General features: G+C 33.3%; 32 protein-coding genes. 4 read left to right on the forward strand and 28 right to left on the reverse strand.

The window, feature by feature from the left end; genetic code table 11:
• Window positions 1-61: 61 nt before the first annotated feature.
• From VSQ61_RS03695 to VSQ61_RS03725, 7 genes are all read right to left on the reverse strand, one after another.
• Window positions 62-1,384 (reverse strand): AbiH family protein, encoded by a 1,323-nt coding sequence (locus VSQ61_RS03695; RefSeq protein ID WP_334343086.1) that lies wholly within the window; start codon window positions 1,382-1,384, stop codon window positions 62-64.
• Between the two features lie 591 nt (window positions 1,385-1,975).
• A complete protein-coding gene (locus VSQ61_RS03700) occupies window positions 1,976-4,015 on the reverse strand; it encodes an ATP-dependent DNA helicase (protein ID WP_334343087.1) in 2,040 nt (679 codons plus the stop codon).
• 175 nt (window positions 4,016-4,190) lie between these two features.
• On the reverse strand, window positions 4,191-4,532 hold the full coding sequence (locus tag VSQ61_RS03705) for a DUF6809 family protein (RefSeq protein ID WP_334343089.1): 342 nt from the start codon (window positions 4,530-4,532) through the stop codon (window positions 4,191-4,193).
• A gap of 39 nt (window positions 4,533-4,571) precedes the next feature.
• A complete protein-coding gene (recA, locus tag VSQ61_RS03710) occupies window positions 4,572-5,552 on the reverse strand; it encodes a recombinase RecA (RefSeq protein ID WP_334343090.1) in 981 nt (326 codons plus the stop codon).
• A 25-nt stretch (window positions 5,553-5,577) separates the two neighbouring features.
• Window positions 5,578-5,787 (reverse strand): hypothetical protein, encoded by a 210-nt coding sequence (locus tag VSQ61_RS03715; RefSeq protein WP_334343091.1) that lies wholly within the window; start codon window positions 5,785-5,787, stop codon window positions 5,578-5,580.
• 27 nt (window positions 5,788-5,814) lie between these two features.
• The gene (locus VSQ61_RS03720; protein ID WP_334343092.1) at window positions 5,815-5,997 is read right to left on the reverse strand and encodes a hypothetical protein; all 183 of its coding nucleotides are present in this window, start codon (window positions 5,995-5,997) and stop codon (window positions 5,815-5,817) included.
• Between the two features lie 176 nt (window positions 5,998-6,173).
• Window positions 6,174-6,767, reverse strand: coding sequence for a recombinase family protein (locus tag VSQ61_RS03725; RefSeq protein WP_334343093.1), 594 nt, complete (start codon window positions 6,765-6,767; stop codon window positions 6,174-6,176).
• Between the two features lie 250 nt (window positions 6,768-7,017).
• Here VSQ61_RS03725 and VSQ61_RS03730 point away from each other — a divergent pair, with 250 nt between their 5' ends.
• Window positions 7,018-7,305 (forward strand): hypothetical protein, encoded by a 288-nt coding sequence (locus tag VSQ61_RS03730; protein ID WP_334343094.1) that lies wholly within the window; start codon window positions 7,018-7,020, stop codon window positions 7,303-7,305.
• Window positions 7,306-7,385: 80 nt separating this feature from the next.
• On the opposite strand, the gene VSQ61_RS03735 is transcribed toward VSQ61_RS03730, so the two are convergent.
• The 9 genes from VSQ61_RS03735 to VSQ61_RS03775 all read right to left on the reverse strand — a co-directional run bounded on the left by VSQ61_RS03735 (window position 7,386) and on the right by VSQ61_RS03775 (window position 11,724).
• Window positions 7,386-7,577, reverse strand: a complete 192-nt coding sequence (locus tag VSQ61_RS03735) for a hypothetical protein (RefSeq protein WP_334343095.1) — start codon at window positions 7,575-7,577, stop codon at window positions 7,386-7,388.
• Window positions 7,578-7,579: 2 nt separating this feature from the next.
• On the reverse strand, window positions 7,580-8,056 hold the full coding sequence (locus VSQ61_RS03740; RefSeq protein ID WP_334343096.1) for a type II toxin-antitoxin system VapC family toxin: 477 nt from the start codon (window positions 8,054-8,056) through the stop codon (window positions 7,580-7,582).
• Window positions 8,057-8,099: 43 nt separating this feature from the next.
• Window positions 8,100-8,249 (reverse strand): hypothetical protein, encoded by a 150-nt coding sequence (locus tag VSQ61_RS03745; protein ID WP_334343097.1) that lies wholly within the window; start codon window positions 8,247-8,249, stop codon window positions 8,100-8,102.
• Between the two features lie 27 nt (window positions 8,250-8,276).
• Window positions 8,277-8,558, reverse strand: coding sequence for a DUF6471 domain-containing protein (locus tag VSQ61_RS03750; protein WP_334343098.1), 282 nt, complete (start codon window positions 8,556-8,558; stop codon window positions 8,277-8,279).
• A gap of 168 nt (window positions 8,559-8,726) precedes the next feature.
• On the reverse strand, window positions 8,727-9,089 hold the full coding sequence (locus tag VSQ61_RS03755) for a hypothetical protein (protein ID WP_334343099.1): 363 nt from the start codon (window positions 9,087-9,089) through the stop codon (window positions 8,727-8,729).
• Window positions 9,090-9,143: 54 nt separating this feature from the next.
• Window positions 9,144-10,235 carry a DUF262 domain-containing protein gene (locus tag VSQ61_RS03760; RefSeq protein ID WP_334343100.1) on the reverse strand — a complete coding sequence of 364 codons (1,092 nt, stop codon included), beginning with the start codon at window positions 10,233-10,235 and terminating at the stop codon, window positions 9,144-9,146.
• A gap of 12 nt (window positions 10,236-10,247) precedes the next feature.
• Window positions 10,248-10,835 carry an RNA polymerase sigma factor gene (locus VSQ61_RS03765; protein WP_334343101.1) on the reverse strand — a complete coding sequence of 196 codons (588 nt, stop codon included), beginning with the start codon at window positions 10,833-10,835 and terminating at the stop codon, window positions 10,248-10,250.
• Between the two features lie 295 nt (window positions 10,836-11,130).
• Window positions 11,131-11,298: a hypothetical protein gene (locus VSQ61_RS03770; protein WP_334343102.1), complete on the reverse strand. Its 168-nt coding sequence runs from the start codon at window positions 11,296-11,298 to the stop codon at window positions 11,131-11,133.
• A 96-nt stretch (window positions 11,299-11,394) separates the two neighbouring features.
• Window positions 11,395-11,724, reverse strand: coding sequence for a hypothetical protein (locus tag VSQ61_RS03775; protein ID WP_334343103.1), 330 nt, complete (start codon window positions 11,722-11,724; stop codon window positions 11,395-11,397).
• Window positions 11,725-12,104: 380 nt separating this feature from the next.
• Here VSQ61_RS03775 and VSQ61_RS03780 point away from each other — a divergent pair, with 380 nt between their 5' ends.
• Both VSQ61_RS03780 and VSQ61_RS03785 read left to right on the forward strand, forming a co-directional pair.
• Window positions 12,105-12,956: an ArdC family protein gene (locus VSQ61_RS03780; protein ID WP_334343104.1), complete on the forward strand. Its 852-nt coding sequence runs from the start codon at window positions 12,105-12,107 to the stop codon at window positions 12,954-12,956.
• Window positions 12,957-13,030: 74 nt separating this feature from the next.
• Complete coding sequence (locus tag VSQ61_RS03785) at window positions 13,031-13,216, forward strand: hypothetical protein (RefSeq protein ID WP_334343105.1); 186 nt, start codon at window positions 13,031-13,033, stop codon at window positions 13,214-13,216.
• 374 nt (window positions 13,217-13,590) lie between these two features.
• Here the strand turns inward: VSQ61_RS03785 and VSQ61_RS03790 are convergent, their stop codons facing one another.
• On the reverse strand, window positions 13,591-14,331 hold the full coding sequence (locus VSQ61_RS03790) for a hypothetical protein (RefSeq protein WP_334343106.1): 741 nt from the start codon (window positions 14,329-14,331) through the stop codon (window positions 13,591-13,593).
• 302 nt (window positions 14,332-14,633) lie between these two features.
• Between VSQ61_RS03790 and VSQ61_RS03795 the strand changes: the two genes are divergently transcribed.
• A complete protein-coding gene (locus tag VSQ61_RS03795) occupies window positions 14,634-15,413 on the forward strand; it encodes a hypothetical protein (protein ID WP_334343107.1) in 780 nt (259 codons plus the stop codon).
• A 72-nt stretch (window positions 15,414-15,485) separates the two neighbouring features.
• Here the strand turns inward: VSQ61_RS03795 and VSQ61_RS03800 are convergent, their stop codons facing one another.
• The 11 genes from VSQ61_RS03800 to VSQ61_RS03850 all read right to left on the reverse strand — a co-directional run bounded on the left by VSQ61_RS03800 (window position 15,486) and on the right by VSQ61_RS03850 (window position 23,208).
• Window positions 15,486-16,775, reverse strand: a complete 1,290-nt coding sequence (locus tag VSQ61_RS03800) for a hypothetical protein (protein ID WP_334343108.1) — start codon at window positions 16,773-16,775, stop codon at window positions 15,486-15,488.
• A gap of 1,275 nt (window positions 16,776-18,050) precedes the next feature.
• A complete protein-coding gene (locus VSQ61_RS03805) occupies window positions 18,051-18,428 on the reverse strand; it encodes a type II toxin-antitoxin system death-on-curing family toxin (RefSeq protein ID WP_334343109.1) in 378 nt (125 codons plus the stop codon).
• The gene (locus VSQ61_RS03810) at window positions 18,425-18,667 is read right to left on the reverse strand and encodes a type II toxin-antitoxin system Phd/YefM family antitoxin (RefSeq protein WP_334343110.1); all 243 of its coding nucleotides are present in this window, start codon (window positions 18,665-18,667) and stop codon (window positions 18,425-18,427) included. Before VSQ61_RS03810 ends, VSQ61_RS03805 begins: the two co-directional genes overlap by 4 nt.
• Window positions 18,668-18,788: 121 nt before the next feature.
• Window positions 18,789-20,162: a hypothetical protein gene (locus tag VSQ61_RS03815; protein WP_334343111.1), complete on the reverse strand. Its 1,374-nt coding sequence runs from the start codon at window positions 20,160-20,162 to the stop codon at window positions 18,789-18,791.
• Between the two features lie 263 nt (window positions 20,163-20,425).
• Window positions 20,426-20,626: a hypothetical protein gene (locus tag VSQ61_RS03820; protein ID WP_334343112.1), complete on the reverse strand. Its 201-nt coding sequence runs from the start codon at window positions 20,624-20,626 to the stop codon at window positions 20,426-20,428.
• 494 nt (window positions 20,627-21,120) lie between these two features.
• Window positions 21,121-21,426, reverse strand: coding sequence for a hypothetical protein (locus VSQ61_RS03825; protein ID WP_334343113.1), 306 nt, complete (start codon window positions 21,424-21,426; stop codon window positions 21,121-21,123).
• A gap of 15 nt (window positions 21,427-21,441) precedes the next feature.
• Entirely contained in the window at window positions 21,442-21,783 is a 342-nt protein-coding gene (locus VSQ61_RS03830) for a hypothetical protein (protein WP_334343114.1), read from the reverse strand.
• Window positions 21,784-21,798: 15 nt separating this feature from the next.
• Window positions 21,799-22,236 (reverse strand): YomN family phage-derived protein, encoded by a 438-nt coding sequence (locus VSQ61_RS03835; protein ID WP_334343115.1) that lies wholly within the window; start codon window positions 22,234-22,236, stop codon window positions 21,799-21,801.
• Window positions 22,208-22,450 carry a cold-shock protein gene (locus tag VSQ61_RS03840; protein WP_334343116.1) on the reverse strand — a complete coding sequence of 81 codons (243 nt, stop codon included), beginning with the start codon at window positions 22,448-22,450 and terminating at the stop codon, window positions 22,208-22,210. Before VSQ61_RS03840 ends, VSQ61_RS03835 begins: the two co-directional genes overlap by 29 nt.
• Window positions 22,451-22,454: 4 nt before the next feature.
• Window positions 22,455-22,874 carry an HU family DNA-binding protein gene (locus VSQ61_RS03845; RefSeq protein ID WP_334343117.1) on the reverse strand — a complete coding sequence of 140 codons (420 nt, stop codon included), beginning with the start codon at window positions 22,872-22,874 and terminating at the stop codon, window positions 22,455-22,457.
• Complete coding sequence (locus VSQ61_RS03850) at window positions 22,867-23,208, reverse strand: HU family DNA-binding protein (RefSeq protein WP_334343118.1); 342 nt, start codon at window positions 23,206-23,208, stop codon at window positions 22,867-22,869. The genes VSQ61_RS03845 and VSQ61_RS03850 overlap by 8 nt, the downstream gene beginning before the upstream one ends.
• Between the last annotated feature and the right edge of the window lie 566 nt (window positions 23,209-23,774).

Genomic DNA, 23,774 nt, shown 5'->3' on the forward strand with positions numbered 1-23,774 from the left:
TTCTATGGTTTTAAAAGCGAAAATCGGCTTATTTTCGGTTGTGTTCGGTCACACTAAATATTTATTCTTCTTTTCTTTCTATCATAGGTTTTTGTGGTTTAAACTCAATTAATTTCTCTTTTCCTCCAGTCCTTCTAATCAGTTCCTCTTGTCCGAACACTTTAACAAGATTTGCGATCTGCTGCCCCATTGCATCCTTATCATGATAAAATATGGTAGTATGTACGTTATCATTTAAAATTAAATCCCTTAGTATATCTTTATCTGTAACATCTAAGGAATGTCCAAAAATATATAAATGATGTTTATTCAAATATTGCTTCTTTATTTTATTAGCCATTGCCTTTAAATTCATAATATTCTTTTCTGCTTTACTTTTTTCTAATTCAGTCTGATAATCTACGAACTCTCCCTTAATAGTATCTATCCAACTTTTATATGTACATCCTGTCCCTTTATGTATTCTCTGATAAAATTTCTTGAAAGCAACAAACTCGACTTGCTTATTTCGCTTTTTCTTTCCTAAATATTCATCTATTCCTAATACCATATTATTTGTATCTATTGTATTGTTAATATCTGCTTTTCCATGTATATAATCCAAAAAATCATTATTACTTATTTTATACTTGTCTAAATAAAGTTGTTCGTAAATATTACTATAATTGAAACTTATTACTTTGCTAAATAAAATACTTTTTTTACCATTTACATCATGTGTAATTGCTGCTATTTCTTTAATATCTGGTGAAACAACCCTGATATTAATTTTTTCTACATATTCCGTTAGATATATTTCAAACGCTCTTACCAATCGGTTTAAATCATCCAATAACTTATCTCTTAAAATTTTATATGTAAGTTTTTGAGAATAATATTGTTTTCCTTTGTATGTAAATATAGTTTGTGGATCATTACAATATTTTTCACTTAAAAATATATTAGATAGACGCTGTATATTATTTTCTAATTTGAAAGCCTGCACATCTTCATTAAGTGCTTTAATTACTTTTGATATTTCACTCTCAAAATCAATCCAATTTTCTTTTTGATACATATTACATTGAAAAAAATACTCTATCCAAATATTATCTTTAATAAGTGTATACATTTCATCTAATTTTGAATTGGATGTTTCAATTTGTGTTACATTTTCTTTTGTAGTATTTTTTCTTCTGCTACTATATACACTTTCCAATTTTTCTTTTATCTCTTTATTAAAATCCCAATCAAATAAATATTCCTGTTGGTATAAATTAACTCCCCTACCCTCTGTATTCTCATAAACCGGGAATACACGTTTACAAAATTCTAAAAAATCTGGATATTTAGTTGGAAGTTCATGTGCAAGATCAAATCCATTTCCTATTACTAATATTTTCATTTTGTGAACCTCTTTTTATCTAATATATTTTTCTTATTATTGTAACTGGACAAATACATTTTTTCAATATAATGGAAATATTTTTGAATTATTGTAGATTATATTGAACAGTTTCTTCGAAATCGCTATGTGTATATTATCTTACATTCATATACGCTCTCTCTATAAACATTACCGAACACAAAAACATCTTACCTAGCAATCATCAATAATCCCTTAAAATTCTTAGCATTTCAGCAATAACCATAATTCCAACACTTCTAAATGATAATCATTCTCATTTAAATAAAAATATCCCCTTTTCCCAGTATTCACCCCGAAAAGCATACCGAACTACTCATATTTAATATAATTCCCACTATTTTACTAGGATTTATGATGTAATAAAATCCGCCATTTTCTTAATATTCCCATAAGAAAATAGCAGATTATTTATTACTCAAATGCTTTTAAATTTGCCACTCTACCGAACATCACTTTAAATCCATACTTTTTATACCAAGAAATTAAAAAATGACTGTCTTAAAATTGTAAAAATCCTTGAAAAATAAGCGAATAATTAATTTATAACACACTTCTACCGAACCATTACTAATTTATACCATTAGTGAGTTTTAAATAAAATTCTTTTATCTTCTCAATATCATTAGTCCTATTTTTTATAGGAAGAGCATCCCATGTAAGCTGTTTATATGGAGCTTTACTATTTTCCCCTAATCTTGGGTCTATTATTGATACAATCCCAGAATCATTTTTATTTCTAATAAGACGTCCAATACCTTGTTTTAATTTTATAACCATTTCTGGAACCGATACATCCATAAGACCATCTTTGCTTACACTTCTTTTATAATCTATAATAGGTTCTGGAACAGGAAATGGCAATCGAAAAATTATCAAATTTGACAATGTTCTTCCTTCAATACTTATTCCTTCCCAATACGCTCCTGTTCCAAGTAGTACCGAATTTGTATCTGCTTTAAATTCTGCAATTACATCCGTTTGCGACGAACCATTTTTCTGCATTAAAATCTTATATGGAACTCTTTCGAGTAATTTATCATATACTTGTATCATATCTCTTTTTGCAGTAAATAATATCAACGCCTTGCCTTCTGTAATATTTAAAAGATTAATAATCTCATCTACACCCTTTTCTATAAATGCCTCCCTTTCATTACTAGGATGCGGTATATTTTCCGTATAATATATAATTGCATGACTGTCATAAGCAAATGGCGACTCTTTTGAATCACATACCATTGTCTTATTACGTGGCAAGTTTGTATTCGCTATAAAGTAATCATAATTATTTTCTCCACTTGATACAGTTGCAGATGTCATAATAGTTTTAAAACATTTGCTAGAAAATAATAACTCTTCTGCAATTTCATTAACATTTTTAGGACATTTATAGACAATGATACCGTTTTTGTTTTTTGAATTAGTCATCATCCAAAAAATATCATTGCTAATATTTTTACTTAATGAATAAAAAAATTCATACTGTTCTTCCAATTTTTCTAATGTTTCATCTTCCCCTCTGTTTCTATATGTATCCTCCATACCAAAATCCAATGATGCTGTTTCAATAATATCATTTAATATTTCAACTAAATCACACAATTTCCTTATGTTTTTATCAACATAATATTTTTCAATTTCTTTATCTTCTTTTATAGCATTTTTATCCTGTTTTTTTACTTGCAACAATAAGTTACTAAAAACTTGATCAAGCAATGTAAGACAATTCTGTATCCTATCATCTAATAATCCACCCATTCTTTTACTAGTTCTACCTAAATCCCACATCGCCCTTTTGCATTCTAAGTAAGATACTGCTATGGTATATGCATTTCTAATTTTGCTTTCCAAATTATGTACTTCATCTATAACTATGTACTCATAATCTGACACAAAAATTTCCGTACTCCCTCTGTTGCGTTTTTTCATATTCATAGCTAATAAATCTTGATTGCATAAAATAAATCCATTTGTATCTTTCAATTCTATTCGTAGCTGATAGTAGAAACAACTATCTTTATATGGACATGTCTGCCTGCATGTAACCGGATTAAACGTTAATACATTTATCCTATTCCATATTTTATCAGGTATCTCTAAATTCCAATCTGATCTTTCGTATCCACCTTTATCTATTTCCTCATAATACACATATTCCTCAGTATTCTTTTTACCAAAAAAATATTCTTCCAACCGATTTTTACACAAAAAATGACTTTGACCTTTTGCAATAAGAACTTCTGGGTAATAATTAAGAATCTTCTCCACGGTTTTTATATCATTTGCTAATTGTTCTTGTAACGCTATTGTCGATGTAGCAATGATAATAGGTTTTCCATATTTTTTATGATAAAATAATAATGGAACCACATAAGCATATGTTTTCCCAATTCCTACGCCTGCTTCCACTAATACATGTTGGTCATCAATCATACCTTGCACAATCTCAAGTGCCATTTCCCATTGTCCAGCTCTTTCTTCAAGCTTCAGTTCTTTCATTTTATCAATAAAAAAAGAGTCTACCTCTGTTGAAATCAATCTTAAATTTTTCTTTCGCAGTTTTTCTTCTTCTTTTTTATCTCTTTCAGAATCCCAAAAACTATGCATAAAACCTCCGTATATTCTTCTCAACATTTATGGTTTATTATTCTATCACTAATTAGTTTGACATTCAACTATATATTGTATTTTATTTTTGCGAATCACAATATATTGTATATATCTAAAAACAACAGAAAAGCCATGCCATCACTGACACAGCTTTCTCTCTAATAAAATAATATTACAACGACCAATCTTTAACCCGAAGCACTCCCAACCCAAGCAAAAACCAAATCCCATCCTTTACACCTTGCATATAAGTTTCCTCCAATTCATAATTCTCCTTTTCAATCTCCTTATCATAATATTGGCGTACAATATCCTGCTCTTCTTTATCCAACTTTTTAAGCAGCATGTCAACTATCCTTTCATCCTTTTCTTGCTGTTGACATAGTTCTATGTACTCTGAATTATCTCTATTGACACGCTCTAAAGCAGTATCAATCCTTGAAGTAATTAAATTCTTCCAACTATCACGGCTACTCCTTACCGCTTTCTCTGCCCGTTTTGTTTGTACTCCCATAAGTTAATACCTCTCTTCCTAATATATTACTTTTATTAATCATGCAATTTTGCTGACCTTCCTCAATTCAGTCACAATCTTTTTACATTCTGCCGGATTATCTTTCAAATACTTTTTAGCATTCTCCCTCCCCTGTCCTATTTTATTTCCATCATACAAATACCATGATGAGCTTTTACTAATAACATCTTTTTCCATTGCCTGATCCAGAATGTCCCCTTCTTCAGATATACCATGACCAAACATAATATCAAACTCAACTTTTTTAAGCGGTGTAGCTAATTTATTCTTGGAAACCAGCACATTAGTACGAAAGCCAACCGTATCTCCCATATTTTTTATAGATTCACTCCTGCGCACATCCATCCGTACAGAAGCATAATACTTTAATGCCCGTCCGCCAGTTGTTTTCTCTGGGTTTCCAAACATAACGCCAACCTTTTCACGAATCTGATTAATAACAATAAGTGTGCATCCGCTATTATCAAGCATCGGGGTTAATACTGACAATGCATCAGACATAATTCGTGAAAACAAACCAACATGCGAATCTCCTATATCACCATCTATCTGTGCTTTTGGTGCAAGTCCGGCTAATGAATCAATAACAATGGCACTAAAAGTACCTGCCTGTCCAACGGTTTTGCATGTTTCAAGTGCCTGTTCCAGGTTGCACACATGCATAAGATAGAAATTCTTTTCCTTGATTCCCATGCTCTCAATCGTTTCTTTTGTCAATGTCCTCTCTGTATCTATGTAAAGTACAGGCTTGTCCTTCTGATACTGTTTACACATCTGCAATGCAAGTGTTGTTTTACCTCCGCTTTCAGGACCATAGATTTCAATAATGCTTCCTTTCTTGATTCCGCCTACACCAAGAGCAATGTCTAGCCCCATAATACCAGTAGATACAATATCGTCTTTTGTTGGAGGTAATTCACTTAACTGCTTTATGCTTATCCCTCCAAAATGCTTATTTAAATATGAAAATGTATCCTCTACTGTCATTAATGTACTCATAATAATTTTATCTCCATATATTTTTTTATTTTAAGTATACCGCCGTGTACACTCTCATAATCTTTTGCTGTCCTTCTGAATAGTTTTTACAGGTCTCAATAATTTCCTGTACCTCTTTCCTATAGAGAAGTCCAAAATCATCCGCTAACTTTCTCAATTCTTTTTTATCCTGATTACTTACAGCTTTTATAGTCAATTTCTTCTGTGCTCCTATTGGCGGCTTACCTCTTCCCATTATGCATGTCCTTTCCTTTTAATTGCCCTACTTACATATTTTCTCTAATACTTGTGCCAACCGTTCCTTTCCATCCTGAACATAATATAAATTCTCTCCAATCTTCAAATATTGCTTTTTCTCATGTGCCATAACAACTTTTTGTTCATAAAGGCTTACTCCAACAGCTACACCTGTACAAAATGCTTCATTTTCCAATAATTCGTTCAATACTCATTCCTCCATGATTTAAAATTTTCTTTCTATATTAATTCCATATTTACTTATTTTGATTTCAACTTTCCACCTCCTTTCCATCTCTCAGTTAGTAATTCTCCAAAGTTCCGCAAATTTTCCACAATATTAAAGCTACTCAACACTATGCATTTCTCCATTTCCGTATAAAGTTATTGTTTCTCCACAATTTTTAAATATTTATATATGGAATTCCTGCTAAGAGCAGAAAGTCTAGCAAATTCAGAAAGATTTATACTGCCCTTTACAAACTGAGGATAATACCGAAAAAAGGATTGCGGTATATCATCCTCCGTAGTTTTCTTCCTTCCGATATGCTTTCCTTTTGCCCTCGCATTTTCCATTCCAGACTTAATACGCTGTATAGTAATGTCTCTTTCCATCTGTGCAAATACAGCCATCATTCGCAGCATCCCCATAGTCATAGGATCAATTTCATCATTTCTGCAATCTACAATAAAAGTTCCAACAATCAGCTTTATTTTATTTTTCTCCACAAACTCCAAAATCTCACATAACTGTTTTGTAGAGCGTGATAGTCTGCTAACTTCCGTACAAGCAATGGTATCTCCTTGTTTCACTGTTTCAAGAAGTTGCATCAGCTTTTCCCTGTCCTCATGGGAACCGGATTCATATTCCCAGAAAATATTATGTTCCTTGATTCCAATAGCCACCAATTCTCTTTTTTGCCTTCCTATATCCTGCTTATCTGAATTAGTGGATGCCCTAGCATAACCATATTCCATACAATCACTCCTTTTCCTATCTGATTTACCACTAAACAATATTAGTGATCATAATTTCTCCATTTCGACATCAAATTGTTAAAGAAAAGGTGATTCCTTTTTGCAAACAAATTTTCATGCTTTTAGGGGTAAATTCCCCATCAAATTCACAGTTCACAAAATCAGGTGATTTCTTGAACAAGATTTTCAATCTGAATTATAGTCATTGTATTATCTCAAAATTTTCATTATAATAAGGAAGAAAGGGGGATTGGACACCATAAATATAGAAATCAGAAAACCAAACCGAATAAAAGAACTTTTACATAATTTCCACGACAGATTAGAAGACACATTATTTTCCATCATCCAAAGGCTCCCAGAACGCCTTATTCCTCACTGTCTCATAGAGTGGATGGAGCAATATTTAAACAAACGCATTTTCCAACTACAACAAGAAACAATTAAACAAAATTGGAAAAACATCTATCTCCAAAAAGCTGTTACAGAAATCCATAATAAGCAGCAGGACGCAAAAGAAGCACCTTCAGACAATTAATCCGTTGGTGCTTCCCACATTTTTTTAACATTTTGATTTTCCGGCTAAACAAGTTTGACTGATTTCAAAATGTTAAGTTTTTACATACTCGCTACAACTTTCCGCTTTAATGCCCTTCTCCGCTCAATCTCTCTTTCCGCTTCTTTGCCGGAATTATTGTAATATGCAACTTTTTCCGCTACTGTCATATCTTTTGTCCGTTCATAATTCTGTTCCCTGATCTTGTGAATATCCTCAATGGTAAAATCAGGACTAATAACTAATGCTTCCATAATCATCCCTCACTTTCCAATAATACAGATGGATTGATAATATCTATTCCCTTGTAACCTTCCAGATTAGTAATCGCTCTCACACCCCTAATCGTCTTGATATTTACGATATGCTTAAAATTCCATGATATGATGCAGTCACAAGCATTGACAACAGCAGCGGCAATGTGCTGACAGTCATCAAAGCTCTTTGGTCTTAATATCCCCATATCAATAATCTTCTGTGCAAGTTCTACGATTTCCGCATTAATTTCCAATTTAGTGTATTCAATATCACTCAAATAGTCATACAGCTTATTCCTTTTGCTTTCAGAACACTTCTCTATTTCATCCAATGTTACCTGAGAAAGATATACGTCATATTTTCCACTGACAAAATCTTTCCATAGTTCCAATGTATCCTTCATGCGTTCCGGCGCATCTTCCTGTGAAAGATAACTAATAACCGATGTATCTAAGTATACCTTTAGTTTCCGCATAGAGCATCACTCCTGTTCTTTTTTCCGTAAAAAATTATTGGTACTATCCTCTTAATTTCCTTATGTATTCATCTATTTCCTCCGCAGTTCTTCCAGTAGGGATGACAAAGGCATCCGTATCAATCAACCGCCTTCTTTTCTCTGCCCTTGTTTCAATTTTTTGCTTGCTAAGTTTATCCAAGTTTCCCATCATAGTACCCTTATTTATATAGCCCTGGCCTTATTCTATAACTTTCTTCGTCCTTTTGGGCTTTCCCTTTTCTTCTTCCGGATAATCAATTACATATTCTTTTCCATCAGACTTATCCTTTAGTAATAGTTGCATATCCAATGCATCCGCTATCTCGACTAACTCTAATGTTGAAAAATTATCCCTATTCATTTTATTGCTTAAATTTTGTTTTGTAACATGAATCTTTTCCGCCAATTCTATTTGAGTAATATTTTTAGTCTTTATAATATCCTTAATTACACCTTTTGCTGACATATCAATATCTCCCATAAATTTATACCTCCATTATATTTTATATTTTACTTTTTTTCAAGTACACTTATGAATTTATCAAATTTACAAGCATTTCCAAATTTTCCAAATAATTATGTCTACTTATAGAATCCCAAAATCAAAATACATAATCTCCACCCTTTCCGCTATCCGCTATTAGCCCGACTATCCTACCGCATACCTGCTATTTTTTCCACTTCTGTTACTGTCTCCATATTCTCCACTTATCTGCTTAAAATACCCATCCAAGCTGAATGAGTATGATCTGCTCTGTAAACAAACACATTTTCCATTTTTCAAGGCCGTTGTTTCCGCTATCACAACATTATTGTTCAAAGATAAATAATTCCTGATAATGCTTTCTAAGGATTTCCGCAAACCGCTATAGGCAGTATCTATATAATGCTTGGAGCCTTTATTTCCTTCATTTATAAAAAAGACTATTCTATATGAAAACCTGTCTTCAACCATATTATTGGCTGTACATCCCCTGTTTATATCCGTAATAATGTCTGATACTGTATACATGTCATTTTCTCCGTTTCTTATAATGGAAGGGGAAGTATAACCTCCCCCTCTCCGCTATGCCGCCTTTTTATTTTCCGTGAAATATCTATCCATCAATGCCACCAGAAAATCAACCTTTCCGTGCACAACGCTTGAATCCTTGGTTGAACGGATGATATCCAATGAATCCCATACTTTTCCATCAATCTCTGTATTTTTTCCACCACCCATAAACCATTTAAGAAATCCATCAAATTCTGTATCATTCCTTCCAAGCTCCGTAAATGCTTTGAATGCTGCCACAAAGATATATGCATTTTTGCTATTGAATAATGCCCTTGTTTCCGCTGTGGCTTCTATTGAAGCTGTCAATCTTGTAAGCAGGTCATTAAGCTTTCTAAAATCATCCATAGTTCCATTCTCATTCAGCCATTTAAAGCCCTGCTTGGTATCCTTCCGATATTTGTTGGGATAGCTGCACAAAAGCACCATGTCACCAACCGTTCTTTCAACCGTTCCATTTATCTTGGCTTGGCGGCTGCCCGAATACACATCCAGGAAGAATCTGTTTCCTGTAATCTCCCTTATTTCCTTTGCAAAAGCATCTACATAGGTGAAAGCCCTCTGTGCCTGATTCATGGCTTTATGATTGTTATACTTGCGGACTAATTTTGATATTTCCATCGTGTCGCAATTCTGGTGTATGGCAACCTCAATCTGGTATCCATTGAATCGATCCTTTAATTCCTCCGGAAGCTGATTATAGGTCTTGTTGCGGATATCGTATTTTACAGATTCCCATACCACCTCACCTTGTTCATCTCTCTTTGGGTTCCCGCTCTCGTCTAAAATTTTCCGCTGATAGGATACTAAATATTCATCCAGGTTTTTTGTGATTTTGGTATTGGCATACCTGAACATTGAAAGACTGCTAGAACGCTGAAGCCCGTCAATTATCCACTGCCTTGTAATTCCGTTTATGGTTTCCTCCCCAAGAATGATGGGCGGAATATAATTGTCCGTTAAAACCGTAGCAATCAATTCATTGACCATATTAGGGTTCCACTGACCCGATAATCTCTGGCATTCCTGATCCGTCCGAATATTTTCCGCTTTCATTAACTTTAGATACTGATCCAAGCTGTATGTTTGTTTTCTAATCTTCATGGTGATTCCCTCCTAAAATAATATTTTTACGTTCTCATAACTTCTCATAGTTTTTAATTCGTTTGCATATTCCTTTGAAGAAATTTCCAATACTTGACATATCTCATTAGCCTTATATCCATCTACCAAAAGGTTTAATATATTCACCTGCCGATTGGATAACTTGGAAATATACTGCTGTACCTTATCTTGATACTGCTCATTTCCTTGTCTTTTAGTTGCTTCCTCAAAAGTGTCAAAATCAGATGGTAAAAATTCCAACAAATTACATTCTTCATCATTTTCATTAATTCCATCCAGCGAAATTGAAAATCTATCCGCTTTACGCTTCTCTCTGTTCCTTCTCGTTATTTCCGTCATGATTTTGTTTGACAAACAGGCATATAGAAAGCCATCAAATGACTTTGTACGGTCATACCGCTTTATAACATCTACAAAAACCTCATTAGCAAGCGAATAAAAATCATCTCTGTCTTTATTTGACAAACCGCCAAACTTAAACAATATCTTGTCTACTACGTTACGAAGCTTTTTAGCATTATCAGCGTAATATGTATCCAATATATATGGTTGCAATACTGCTAATGTTTCATTTGCCATAGCCTCAGCCCCTTTCCTTAAATAAAATGTCTGCTAGTTACTCATTCAATTGGCCATTGAAATTGAGCGTGTAGGGAATCGAACCCTACAAAAACCATTCGCCCATTCTTTGATTATTTGCTTTCTTTCCTGGGCTTGTCTTGATACCATTTGATAGAACCGCCAGAGAAATTTGTCTTCGGCTGAGAGATGCTTGACCTGCCTACTCGGTCAATGACATTACCTTTCTTCGTTACTGCAAAATTAACTGTTTGTGTTTTCATTTTTGTTTTACCTGCCTTTCTGCTTTCTATGATTATTCCAAGTTAGGACAAAGACCTAAACCACCGTCAATTTTGGGAAGCCGTCTAAAAGCTCCTTTGTGCGGACAGTTTGCTTTGTCACAATCGGGGCAATAACATTTCTGGTATTGTTCATAGGTCATTTTGTAATTGGTATCATTTTCAAATTCTTCTCTTGTCATGGGTATACCTCCTTCTTTGTTGACTACCTCCTGCCCCTTGTGGAACAGGAACGCTCACGGCTTAAAGCCCTGTTTATAGTCGCCGTGACGACTTTGTTATAACTGTGTTTTCGCAAGTCTTACAGTAACTCGCTCCATAGGTACGATCCTTAAATATTTACTATAGGTTTCTTCCCCATCTTCTTCACCTGTAATAAAAGCGTCTTTGTCAAATATAGGTTTGGTAAATGATGTAAATAGAACTTCTAATCCTGCAACTGTAAGTATTTTTTTCTGCCGTTTCTTCATATAAGAAGATGCCTCAGCTTTAAGCTGCTTGATTTCCTTTTCTAAAGCATCCATCTCTTTTTTCTTTTTGGCTTTCTTTTGCTCCAATTCGAAAATCTTTTCTGAAATAGTTTGTAAATCCTGCATATTTGCACACATAGGCGATCCCCTTTTCTTTTTTATTAAGTAGCCCTTAAAGAATCTTCTTGACTATTACCTCTCACGTCTCGATACCGTTCACAAGTATATTGCTTTAAGTTTATGAGTGCTTTCGGCTTGCTCGGTTGCTTGTATTTTGGTCTCTTGCTTGACCTTGTAATTGTATTATACACCTATTGGTGTACTATTTCAATTCGCACAATTCACAAATATACATTTAATAGTTTACTTATTCTTGCACATAAAGTACACCTATTAGTTGATTTTCACAAATTTAAATAAACTTTTTAGTGTATTATTACCATTGAAATAATACACTTATTAGTGTACTATATTATTAGAAACAAACCTTGTAAACACTTTTAAGGAGGAAATCACTTATGAGTAAATCAGTATATGAAATGGTAACGGAAAGAATTATCAATCAATTAGAGCAAGGAATCATCCCCTGGCAGAAGCCTTGGACAGGCATTAGAAGCGGAGCATATAACCGAATCAGCAAGAAAAGTTATTCTCTTATTAATCAATTGATGTTAAAACATGATGGAGAGTATGCCACCTTCAAGCAGTGGGAAAGCCTTGGCGGTCATGTTCGCAAAGGTGAAAAATCAGAAATAGTTGTATTCTGGAAAATCACACCTGTAGAAGAAGCTAAGGAAGACGGAACAAAAGAAGTAAAGCAGATACCTTTATTAAGATATTACAACGTATTTCATATCTCACAAGTGGAAGGCGTGGAACCTTTAACAGAGGATGAACTAGACCAGATAGAACCAATAGAAAAGGCTGAAAATGTATTGCATGATTATTGGACAAGGGAAAATATAAAGGTTGAACATAAAGCTGGAGACAGGGCTTATTACTCACCTACCCATGACATGATATGTTTACCACTGTTTGAGCAATTTACAGATTCAAGTGAATATTACAGCACAGCTTATCATGAGAGTGTACATAGCACCATGAAAGAAAGCCGTTGCAATCGTGCCGAGGATAGGAAAGGGAAACTTGTTGCTTTTGGTAGTAATGAATACAGCAAGGAAGAACTCGTGGCAGAGATCGGAAGTGCTAATATTTTGAATATCTTAGGCATTGAAACAACAAAAAGTTTTCGCAACTCAGCCGCTTATATTCAAAGTTGGATCTCCGTTTTACAGAATGATATCAAGTTCATTGTATCAGCGTCAAGCAAGGCAGAAAAGGCTGTCAAGTATATACTTGGGGAAGTATAGAAACAAGTAAAAAAATGGGTGTAACCAGTAGAAACGGCTACACCCTGACATAAAGAAAAGGAAGGTATAGGGATATGAAGAGTAAGGAAATGCGCAAAATGATTGATAAATATGTGCCTATGATGGTAGCCTTATCTGAATTAGATAGTGATAGAGTTGAAATGAGAGCGGCTTTTATTTTAGATAGAATTGTATCAGATACAGAAAAAAACGCAAAGAAAAAGTTTGATAAATTATATCATGAGTTGTTTACCTATTAGTACTATATTGGTTTTATCAGTAATTGCATATAGGATTTATAAAGGCTATGAGTATTGACGCTCACAGCCTTTTACTTTGGTTATTTATTGGTTCATAATTGTATAGCTACGTTATGATTTTAGGGGCAAATTCGACTTTAAATGGCTTGGGTGTAGCCCTGTTAGGGTATGGGTGAAAAGTGGCTAGAATCAGCTTATAGCGTGGTTATTCGTGGCTTATTTGACGATATAGGGGGCGGTGGGTGCAAGGGTGTACCCGGGTAGGTTTACATACTTTTTTGGATACTTTAATGTGGGAAAGTGCCTATCTAATCAACATTCATGTCACCCCGATTTTTCATCCCCGAACCGAACATACAAGAGGGCGTATGATTTCATAAAAGCATAGATTTAATAATATCTACCAATACCCCACTAGCAACACCTTTAAAAACATCTGACAAAAAGCACTTGGAATATTTGTTAAAAACTTTGAGCAAACCACTCTCATCTCTACTCAAAGCATACTTAAGGGCTTCTCCAGATGCGACATATTCCTCAGATGTTTTTGGCAATTTCTCATATACTTTTATTAATTCATCTTGAAGTTGTTCCCAATTATTAATATTTACTGAATTATTATCGCCGGTTATTACAGTATTAATTACCTCCTTGTCATTTCCGACAGTTATTGGAGAATTATATAGCTTGCACTCATTAAAATCTATTTGAATATTTTTAATATAATGATGATTGATACAATACTCAATTACTTCCATCACTGATTGTAGAAATTTTTCATCCTCACATATTATGTAATATAAAAAACCCGAATTTAAAAAGATATATAAATACTTTGTATCACTACCATAATTTACTATTAATAGCCAACACACATATGAAACTACTATAATAAGAAGAATTATGCCAACACCCTTGATATCTTTATCACTTTGTACTGTTCCCAATAATCCCAAAGCAAATATTATTATAAACCACATATTAAATTTCTTTTTAGGAACTGGCTCAACACTAACAGATGAAATATTGCTAATTTGTAGCAACACATCATTAAAAGAAATTATATTATTTTCAATTTTAAAGTTACTCGTACTAATTATTTTTTCTTTATTCATATCTTAGACCCCCTTTATATATTTTGTATTTTTTCCATTACAATTTAATTATAGCCTATTTGAAAAATATGTAAATATCCTAATTCCTTTTCTGCCACACAAAAAAATAAAGCATACCAAGTATTACTACCTGATATGCTCTGAATGTTTAAGGATAGGGGCTATGCTTTACATCTGAAAATTTTAAGTACCTATTATATAAGGATACGCCCTTTTAAAAATATCGTAAATTTAATAATACTTAGTATTTATTTGCATAATCTTTTATGTTACAATATCAAAAAATCAAAAGGAGAAAATACATGGAAAATAATAAAAATATAGATCCTATACAACATGAAAAGCTCAAATTACATATTAAATATATTGCTGCCATAGCTCTCATACTTCTTTTTGGGGGTATAGTCTTAGCAACTTCTAATCAAAATGAATTTGTTAACCAAGTTTCTTTTGCTAGTACAATAACATCAATAATTTTATCTGTAATAGCAATTTGGATGAGTATTTCTGGTGAGCGTTCTACTAATGATATAAGAATAAGCATTGCCGAATCCACCGAAAGGTTATCTAGTACTTCTAAAGAAATAAAAGTACTTAATAAAAGGCATAAAAAAACCATAGGCAGACAATTAGATGAATTAAAAAATGTGCAAGAACAATTAACACAAATAATTCAGTCTATAAATAATGTAGAAAAGCAAGTTTCTTATATGTATCCAAATAATGCCACTAATTCAAATACTATGAATCATAATTCTATGGATGCAGACCAAAAATATGCTTTATTCAATAGCATATATTCATGGATAACATGTAACAATGCTTTACAAGAATTTATTTTTTGTAAAATGGCACAAATAATAATCCAAAAATATACAAATCATACATCTTTTACTCTTGATGAAATTCTATACTCTCTTTCACAATCAGGTATAGATATGAATTTTTATATTAGATATATAAATATTTGTTGGGGAATAATTAATACATTATTAGCCGCATCCGTGTTTAATGATAACGAAACCGTATCCCGAATTATGGAAATAATAAATAGCAAGCTTAATCCTCAACCCATCTCTTAACAGCAATATCTTTTACTTACAAAAAAATAAGGCATACCAGATTCCCACATCCGATATGCCTTATACTCTTACCTAATCATCAATTTCAATCTTCCAATTCATCATAGCTTCATATACTTTATACGGTAAAATATTCTTATATTGTTCTGCCAAATCCTGAATAAAGTCTTCTTTATACTCCTTATATCTGGCAAAAGCAGACTCCGCAGTATCAAATGTACCAAGTTTTATCTGCCTTCCCATAAATGACATTTCAGCACTGTATTTCTTATCCCTTTCACTAAAGGATACACCAATAGGCAGAGCCCCTCTATTCTTTTTACAGTTCAGAAACAATGTATTGATTGCATGAGGGACAAATGCCACTGTTTCAGGACTATACATTTTATTCCCTTTAAACAGAATATCCTTATCTAAATCTAATAACGTACCAGCAATTTTATTCTTGTCATACCACACCTTAAAATTACTGTAATTCAGCCATTCTTCGCATACTGTACATCCTTTGTATTGCGGCTGTCTCTCGTGGAATTTTGCGTTATAACAGCGGTTAATCATATCATGCCATTTTAAATAAGACTCTGATTTGCAGTCTACATTTTCACTCCCACGATATCCAATCCCACACATTACAGGCTCCATACATCTTCTGCTCCAATCATCCGGCTTATATCTGATATCATTCATTACTTTTATAATAAATTCTTCCGAATCATCACCTGTTTTATTAAAATGATTCTTTACTATCCTATATTGCTCCTGGTTTAATGGATATAAGTTTCTGTAATAATGATCCTGTTTGTCAAATCCGCTGTGCCATATGTAAACATTGTTTGCTATATCTGGATTCACAATAAACTCTTCTACTACTGCTTTTGCTGCATATAAATGTACACTTTTATATATCCATTTTCCATCAAAGAATACATTCTTTCTTAGCGAATAGAATAATGCTCCATATTTATCATAGCTTCCCTGTAAAAGATTATATTTACCATCTAAAAACCGAATTACTCTCCCATAATTTGAAAGCCATGTATTCTTATAATCCATTAATTTCACAAATACTTCATCTGTACCTAATGAAATAAACTTAAAATTAGAAATATCAAGTATCCTTTCAGGCTTGATATCTTTATAATGCCTTTGAATCAATATTTCCAGATTATGAGAAAACTCAATCTTATTCTTTTCGTCTAAATATTCACGCTGATATTTGTATTCACATTCCTTGCATTGTCCTAAATAATAAGGATTATGGAACTGCCCCTTAACCAATCTGAATCTATCTACTGGCAATATTCTGCCACATTTTTTACATATTTTTGTTTCTACATGTTCTACTACTCTTTTACTGCTCATTATTCCTATAATAATTCCTTTCAATTTCGATATGATTTTAGACAGCATTCGTTTATGAGCGAACGCTAAAAAAGAGCCAGAACAGGCTCCTTGATATAATCCATATATTTAGTTGTATGTTTTCGCAAAAAGTTGCGATTTTTCAATTCTGCGTAATCATAATGTGACGTTTCCAAATTGGGAAACACTGATTTTCCCCAACTTGCGGGGAGTATGATAATGATTGCAGTTGTCACTGTGGGACAACCTTTTACACAATCCTGTGAAAAACTCTTCTCTTTATAGGGGATGAGTTTAAACCTATCGTAAGATTTAATGAACAAACATTTTAAAATGTTTACTTATCAAATTTCAGATATACATACTCTGCACTTTCGGATGTCTAAAATCGGGACAGCCGATTTTAAGCTGTCATCTGGCAGTAATATTGTAACCATCAGCCAGTACAGCCGAATTTTCGGTTCTACTACTATAAACGGAAATGGGATTTAAAACACTTATAAAAATTAGCCGTAGGAAATTTTTCTTGGGGTCTTTTGACCACTTATGGGAGAATCATAACAAAATTATCCCATTGATCTGCTTATGGACAAATTTGTCCAACTATAATAACAACTGTACTTCAGGTACACTTGTATAACAACCGTACCTGTAAGTACACACCAGTTCCTCACGGGGAACCACCGTCCCACGGGTCTACGTTGAAATACAGTATACCTAATAATTCATGCTGGCAGCAGGCATTGTGTCATAGCGTCACAACGTTGTCCACAGTGGACAGCACTTTCCACTTTTACGGATTTTGTTTGAACCGAAATCGCTAATTATATTAACAATCCCAAATGAAAAAGTTTTTAATTTGCCACTTTTATATTGAAGGTAACTGTCAGTGACCTCCGCTTACTCCTTCCAATCGGACTAATCGGCAAATAACCGTATATTTCAAAAGATACGCTTATAATGCCTACCCTCTAAATGATTGATACCAATACCCTGAAATAGGATAGCCCCTATAATGAGTGTCCACAATGGACACAATACATCTTCCCTTCAAAGGAATATCGTGAAATGCTATAGCCCAAATAATCTGCTCCACCAATTCTGACGAAGCTGTACTTTTCAGTACTTATTTTTGAGTATTGAGAATTACAGTGCCTATTGAATACCAGTGTAATATTTATGCTCTCCGTCCATTTGGACGCTAACCACTATTATATGTAGTGTCAAATTTGACGCACCTTCTAATGGTTTTCCAAAACAGTAATACATCACACATTAAATCTGATGTTCTAAAATCCATGCCAGTATATCTTCATATTCTTTTTTGCCATCTGCTACATCAAGAATTAAATCAGATAATTTTTTCTGTGTATATTCAAGCTCATATCCATTCACCGCCAGAAAAACCAGCATGGTATGCGCACCTATCCGTTTATTGCCGTCCAGCATTGCATGATTTTTTACCAACCCATAACATAATCTGGCTGCTTTCGCCTGTATACTTGGGTATAGTTCTTCATTATCAAAAGACTGAAATGGGCTTTCTAATGCAGAATCCAACAATCCCTCATCCCGTATTCCATCACAGCCTCCGGTAAATTCTATCAGTTGGGTATGGAGCATCAAGACCTGTTTCTTTGTCAGCCGAATCATTTTGCTAATACCTCATACGCTTCTTTATTCTGTTCAATCAGCCTTTTTGAGATACTCATTATATCTTCATCTGATGCTATGGAATCCTTTTCAGCTTTGCTAAAATCTATAACAAGATATCTTGGCACATTATTTTTCAAAATCACAGCTGTTCCATGCTCATCAACCAATCTTGCTACTTTAGAAAAATTCTGGTTTGCTTCTGTAATGGAAACCATTGTATTTGTATCAATCTTCATAATCAAATATCTCCTTAAGCACAATATTTTGTTTATATTATATGCAATTTATAGGATATATTCAACCTATTTTTTAATCACAGGGAAGACGCTTCGATTCTGAATATCCCTATTATCTCAATCAAAACAAATCATCTATATCAATATAATCTGAATCTTTTCCAGTAACGCAAAATATCCCATGATTGCATTCACCATGAGTATCAGTATTTGTTTCCATATAATCAGGTTCTTTATAATCAGGTTCTTTATAATCACCTGCTTTGGACTCCACACCAAATGGAGTGAACACCACTTTGCATAGGTCATTATGTCCTATACGATCTATATTTGTCAGGGTAGGTTCATTCTGAACCTCACCTTCTGTCGGCAAATCCAATATTTCTTCTATGCAAAAATCATGTTCCATAGAAACAGGTTCTCCCCAGTTGTCATTAGCAGCATCAATATTGACCAGATTTTGTTTTCGCTTCTCCATACTTCTTTTCTTATCAGCTATTCTATTGACATAATCTACCACACATGGAATATCATCAAACAGATCTTCATTCTTAATCTTACCAATAATATCATCATAGACAACAGTACCTTCTTCTATTTCCCTCAACTTTTTCTCATTGCAAAGGTTCTTATTATGAATATATTTATATGTTCCAATCAATTCTGCATCCGAAAAATTATCTATGTACTTATCAAAATCCTTAACCAGTAAATTGAAAATAGCAGCAAATCTTTTATTTATTTTGAATTTTTCTGCTTTTACAAGTGTTTCTGTCTCCTTCAGATTATAAGTAGCTACATATTCATTTGCAAACTGGATAATCCATTGCTTATCCTCATATCTGCCATAATGATTAGAAAAACTCATAATCTGTCCTGTTTTCTTATCTTTTTTGTTCTGGTTATGACGATAAGTATAAATCATCTTCTCAGTTTCAAGGATGGAATTATACTCAATGATACGCGCTTTTGTTGTTCCACACCAATCAGCCAATGTATCCAGTGTCATAAATCCAACAAAATCGGTATGAGCACCATAACAATCAGAATGGTCATATGTACCTTTATCATGGCAGATGGAACTAATCAGGACAATAAAATATCGTAGTATGGCAAAGTTATCTTTCTTTGTATCAATATTCATTATCCTATGTACTTCTTCAAGCGTAATTGCTGTATAGAATACACCCTTTTCTGAATTCTGTTCAAAATGCAGACCACTCATATCTACAATAAATTCAGTAGCAGAAATGGAATCTATCTTTTTGATCAGTCCATTTTTTACAAGTGAATTTAAAGCAAATTTAATATGATTCAAATATCTTCTTGAAATCTGCAAATTCTTATACAATTCAAAGACAACTGAATTATAAGTAACATACTGTAGTTCTTTTTGAGAATCATATAAACTTCTCAACGCTACATAAACAGCTACCTCATAGTCGCTTAAATTTGTATCTCTTATGACTGCATTATTTAAAAACAATTTCTTCATAATAACTTTCGTTCCTTTCAAAAATCAAAATAGAATATTGAACAATCATTAAAATATTTAAGGAGTACTTAATTACGGTAGTAATTGAGTACGCATTTATTAATCTTTTATAATAGGATTCATCATATATAATAACAGTATCAAGTTGTACGTTTTCATGTACACTTTTTCCCTTTCCAGTGGAGTAGAATGTACGTTAAACTGTACGATTTGATACCACGGTGAAATTCCACAAATATTTCATGACATTCAGCATATAAAATCTACTCCTGTATCTGTTCATTTTGTTTGTTCTCCAATGCTATCAAATCCAATGTATTGAAATATCCAGGTGTTCCAGAGAATACCAGAAAGAATCCTCCTGACTTTGGATTTATGCCACAACCAATAGGAAACATCCCCTTCTTAATCAACTGATTACTCTGATCAATGTTATAGTTGTAAATTACTTTTTTCTTATTCATAGATAAAGCCTCCTCTAAATAATCATCAAAATAATACTTCTATTTTTTATTTCTCTTTTTCTATGTGACATCCCATTTCGGGACATCACATAATTACTCTTCTACAAAAACTTAACAAAAATTCATTATTTGACTTTTGCATCTGTTACACTCTCTGACCAGAAATGTTAAATTTTTACATTGTAATAAGGACTAAACATTTCATTCAGCCCTTTGTTCACGTTCACTAATGGGACTTAAAACTTTTATGTCCCTTGTTGATTTATCTCATTCAAATATTCAGTTTTCATCATCATTTAATGGAATTATTGTGTAGAATCACACAATCGAAAAGGTTGATAGTTATCAGAATCACTTAAATTTCAGTATTACAATTTATTTTTTGATTGCTCTATGATGTTAATAATTTATATTTAGCCACGGGAATTTTCCTTTGCTATTTTCAACCACCACCAAATAGTTGTCGTTAAATTTCACTCGCCACCAAATGGTTGTCAATCATTATTATTACTATTTTCAGTATAAACCAGATAATCAACCGCTTTCTTTATCCTTGCCATCTCATTTGAATATATCCTATATGCTGCATTCTTTGCTAATTCCATAGAATCATACTTTTCAGGCTTTAATCTTCTGAGACTGCCTTTACCAAAACAGCATAGAAGATATTTATTTTCTTCTGGCTCATGGTTGATACGGAATTCCATCCTAATTACACCACATAAATTGATCTCACAATGACTACAGACAATCACGCCATCTGATACAACGTCTTTCCATTCTAAATCTTTGAATTGCATTTAATGTCTCCTATACTAATTTTTTCTTAATGGACACCATTCGGGACTTCCATTCAGCAACTCATCAACGCTCAATTTCCCCATATCGTCAATTCTGTCTTCATGATCACAATAATAATTCTTATATGTATGGTTATACGATTTTAAAAATTCGCATTCACCACAATTCATTTCTTCATCTTTTACATGCTCCATTTCATCTATTGCCTCTAATTCACCAATCGCAATATCAACAAGATAATTAACCACCTGTGATAAATCAAAATTGGTACAATCTTCTCTTGCAAAATATTTGACTAACTTTTTCATGGTCTTCTTGTTTACCAGTGCCATTCTATCCGCTGCTTTAAATTTCATATATTTATTCCTTTCTTAATTCCTTACTGAAAATCCCTTACTCTTTAAATATTCAATTGCCATCTTTAAAAGTACCCCATTATTGACAGTTTCATCCAAAGTATCATCCCACACATGGGGCTTATGATTTACTTCTATGCCTCCATGTTTGCCTTCATTCGACCACTTTGCCACTTGGTATCCGCTAGCATTTACATAATTATTCATAGAATCGTAATCAATATATACGCTTGCTTTTACACCGCCATTATATGGGTGTGCATCAACCTTCACAGCCGAAAACAGGAAATCCTTTGATCTTTGATAACTCGAAGGTTCATACCCCGAATAATAATCTTGTAAGAAATAATTCAAAGTCTCATATACTCTGTCTGCCAACTGGTCAACCATTTTCAATAATACTGGCTGCATCGCCTTTGCCAGCTCATCCATGTTTTTTACGTGTACTGCCATATTTTCTTTTCCTTTCCGGTGCTTCAATCACCATAACATTTTTTGCATTATAATCACTTCTGTCATTCTGGAATGGCTTAAAAAAGATATAATATCCCTTTTCAATATGCTCCCCATTCAACTTTGAATGATGAATAAAATATGTATTGCCATCTTCTCCTTGAATAAATCCATATCCTTTGTCCCGAAAATATCTTGTCACTTTACCGCACATAGAATCATTCTCCCTCACATTCTGATGCTTCCGTATTTTCTGACGTATCATCAGAACATTTCTTTTGTGACAGCCTCCTACATGCTTCTTTCAAACGTTCACCCATAATAAACTTCATTCTATATCGTGCTGCAACAACATTTTCTTTTATCCCTGGAAAACCTTTCGCATTTAATTTGACTGCCTTGTAATATCTAGGTTCTATCTTGATGTAGTTATACAGCTTAATAGAATCGCCATCCTCTATGACTTCAGCTATTACATCCCAGAAAGCATCCAATACATTTCCAATAATTTTTTGTGTGTATTTCAGATGGTACTTCCTTTTATAGAAACTCTTATTGCCGCCTATGACTATCTTTTCGTCAATCAATTTCTCTGATATTTTGTTAATAATATCCTTTTTATGTAATTCATTATCCATTCTTTTCTTGTCCTCCTAATTCTTTTGCTGTAAAATCTTTTGCTGCTTGATTCAGCTTTGAACCTGGCTTGAAATGTACCCTGTAATGTTCTGGCAGAATCATAGTCCGATTTTCAACCACATTCCTTGATTTACGTTCAGCCATATGTTTTGTTCCTATTGTGACATAACCATTGAGCTTTACGGAATCGCCATTCGAAATCGCATCAATAACGACATCCCAGAATGCAGACAGAATCGTTTCAATATCTTCCTGCGTATAATTCTTATCTTTGTGTCTTAGTGAATCAGCAATCCGCTTCACTACTCCGGGTTTGATAATCTTCTCATTCATTTTTTCTTTTACCTCCATATTTTCCCATGTAGTAATCAATTTTTTCCCTTTTTAATTTAAATCAACTAATGTGATTCATCCTCCTTTCCTGCAATGAAACTATACTTTCAAGTTACTGTGGATTGTGGTTACAAAACACCCCTGTAAGGCTCTGTGAGGCTCATACAGGGGTTTTAATACCATTTGTGATTATTCTTCTTATGTGACTGTTAAGCCACATAAATAAGCCCTCTATCAATCATATTTCTACAACTGATAAAGGACTTATTTAAATGTCCTAACATATGTGCAAGATTCTCCTTTCTTGCGTGTTTTTCCTAAATGGTCACTTTTTTGGTCACTTTTTCTTTGATAGTCTTAAAAACCCTTGATTTTACTACATTTTTTGCTCTCTGTTCAGGGTTCAAGTCCCATCTTCCGCAGTGGAATAACGATAAGTCTTGTAGAATCAAGATTTATCGTTATTTTTGTTTTTAAGGATTGTCGGTTTTGGCACTTCTTTTTAAATATAGTCTTGTACGTTAGATTTCACAAGGTTAATAAAGGCCAACGTCAATGGTGGATTG

This window comes from Candidatus Merdisoma sp. JLR.KK006 (assembly GCF_036941035.1).
In the GTDB taxonomy this organism is placed as follows: Bacteria; Bacillota; Clostridia; order Lachnospirales; family Lachnospiraceae; genus Laedolimicola.

Coding starts and splice junctions, on each gene's coding strand:
- VSQ61_RS03825 (WP_334343113.1), bottom strand. CDS start 21,426: ATGCAATTCAAAGATTTAGAATGGAAAGACGTTGTATCAGATGGCGTG.
- VSQ61_RS03795 (WP_334343107.1), top strand. CDS start 14,634: ATGGAAAATAATAAAAATATAGATCCTATACAACATGAAAAGCTCAAA.
- VSQ61_RS03740 (WP_334343096.1), bottom strand. CDS start 8,056: ATGCGGAAACTAAAGGTATACTTAGATACATCGGTTATTAGTTATCTT.
- VSQ61_RS03850 (WP_334343118.1), bottom strand. CDS start 23,208: ATGAATGAGAAGATTATCAAACCCGGAGTAGTGAAGCGGATTGCTGAT.
- VSQ61_RS03695 (WP_334343086.1), bottom strand. CDS start 1,384: ATGAAAATATTAGTAATAGGAAATGGATTTGATCTTGCACATGAACTT.
- VSQ61_RS03785 (WP_334343105.1), top strand. CDS start 13,031: ATGAAGAGTAAGGAAATGCGCAAAATGATTGATAAATATGTGCCTATG.
- VSQ61_RS03830 (WP_334343114.1), bottom strand. CDS start 21,783: ATGAAATTTAAAGCAGCGGATAGAATGGCACTGGTAAACAAGAAGACC.
- VSQ61_RS03840 (WP_334343116.1), bottom strand. CDS start 22,450: ATGTGCGGTAAAGTGACAAGATATTTTCGGGACAAAGGATATGGATTT.
- VSQ61_RS03815 (WP_334343111.1), bottom strand. CDS start 20,162: ATGAAGAAATTGTTTTTAAATAATGCAGTCATAAGAGATACAAATTTA.
- VSQ61_RS03810 (WP_334343110.1), bottom strand. CDS start 18,667: ATGAAGATTGATACAAATACAATGGTTTCCATTACAGAAGCAAACCAG.
- VSQ61_RS03700 (WP_334343087.1), bottom strand. CDS start 4,015: ATGCATAGTTTTTGGGATTCTGAAAGAGATAAAAAAGAAGAAGAAAAA.
- VSQ61_RS03735 (WP_334343095.1), bottom strand. CDS start 7,577: ATGGAAGCATTAGTTATTAGTCCTGATTTTACCATTGAGGATATTCAC.
- VSQ61_RS03750 (WP_334343098.1), bottom strand. CDS start 8,558: ATGGGAGATATTGATATGTCAGCAAAAGGTGTAATTAAGGATATTATA.
- VSQ61_RS03705 (WP_334343089.1), bottom strand. CDS start 4,532: ATGGGAGTACAAACAAAACGGGCAGAGAAAGCGGTAAGGAGTAGCCGT.
- VSQ61_RS03805 (WP_334343109.1), bottom strand. CDS start 18,428: ATGATTCGGCTGACAAAGAAACAGGTCTTGATGCTCCATACCCAACTG.
- VSQ61_RS03790 (WP_334343106.1), bottom strand. CDS start 14,331: ATGAATAAAGAAAAAATAATTAGTACGAGTAACTTTAAAATTGAAAAT.
- VSQ61_RS03715 (WP_334343091.1), bottom strand. CDS start 5,787: ATGGGAAGAGGTAAGCCGCCAATAGGAGCACAGAAGAAATTGACTATA.
- VSQ61_RS03845 (WP_334343117.1), bottom strand. CDS start 22,874: ATGGATAATGAATTACATAAAAAGGATATTATTAACAAAATATCAGAG.
- VSQ61_RS03770 (WP_334343102.1), bottom strand. CDS start 11,298: ATGACAAGAGAAGAATTTGAAAATGATACCAATTACAAAATGACCTAT.
- VSQ61_RS03755 (WP_334343099.1), bottom strand. CDS start 9,089: ATGTATACAGTATCAGACATTATTACGGATATAAACAGGGGATGTACA.
- VSQ61_RS03820 (WP_334343112.1), bottom strand. CDS start 20,626: ATGAATAAGAAAAAAGTAATTTACAACTATAACATTGATCAGAGTAAT.
- VSQ61_RS03835 (WP_334343115.1), bottom strand. CDS start 22,236: ATGGCAGTACACGTAAAAAACATGGATGAGCTGGCAAAGGCGATGCAG.
- VSQ61_RS03780 (WP_334343104.1), top strand. CDS start 12,105: ATGAGTAAATCAGTATATGAAATGGTAACGGAAAGAATTATCAATCAA.
- VSQ61_RS03765 (WP_334343101.1), bottom strand. CDS start 10,835: ATGGCAAATGAAACATTAGCAGTATTGCAACCATATATATTGGATACA.
- VSQ61_RS03800 (WP_334343108.1), bottom strand. CDS start 16,775: ATGAGCAGTAAAAGAGTAGTAGAACATGTAGAAACAAAAATATGTAAA.
- VSQ61_RS03775 (WP_334343103.1), bottom strand. CDS start 11,724: ATGTGTGCAAATATGCAGGATTTACAAACTATTTCAGAAAAGATTTTC.
- VSQ61_RS03760 (WP_334343100.1), bottom strand. CDS start 10,235: ATGAAGATTAGAAAACAAACATACAGCTTGGATCAGTATCTAAAGTTA.
- VSQ61_RS03725 (WP_334343093.1), bottom strand. CDS start 6,767: ATGGAATATGGTTATGCTAGGGCATCCACTAATTCAGATAAGCAGGAT.
- VSQ61_RS03745 (WP_334343097.1), bottom strand. CDS start 8,249: ATGATGGGAAACTTGGATAAACTTAGCAAGCAAAAAATTGAAACAAGG.
- recA (WP_334343090.1), bottom strand. CDS start 5,552: ATGAGTACATTAATGACAGTAGAGGATACATTTTCATATTTAAATAAG.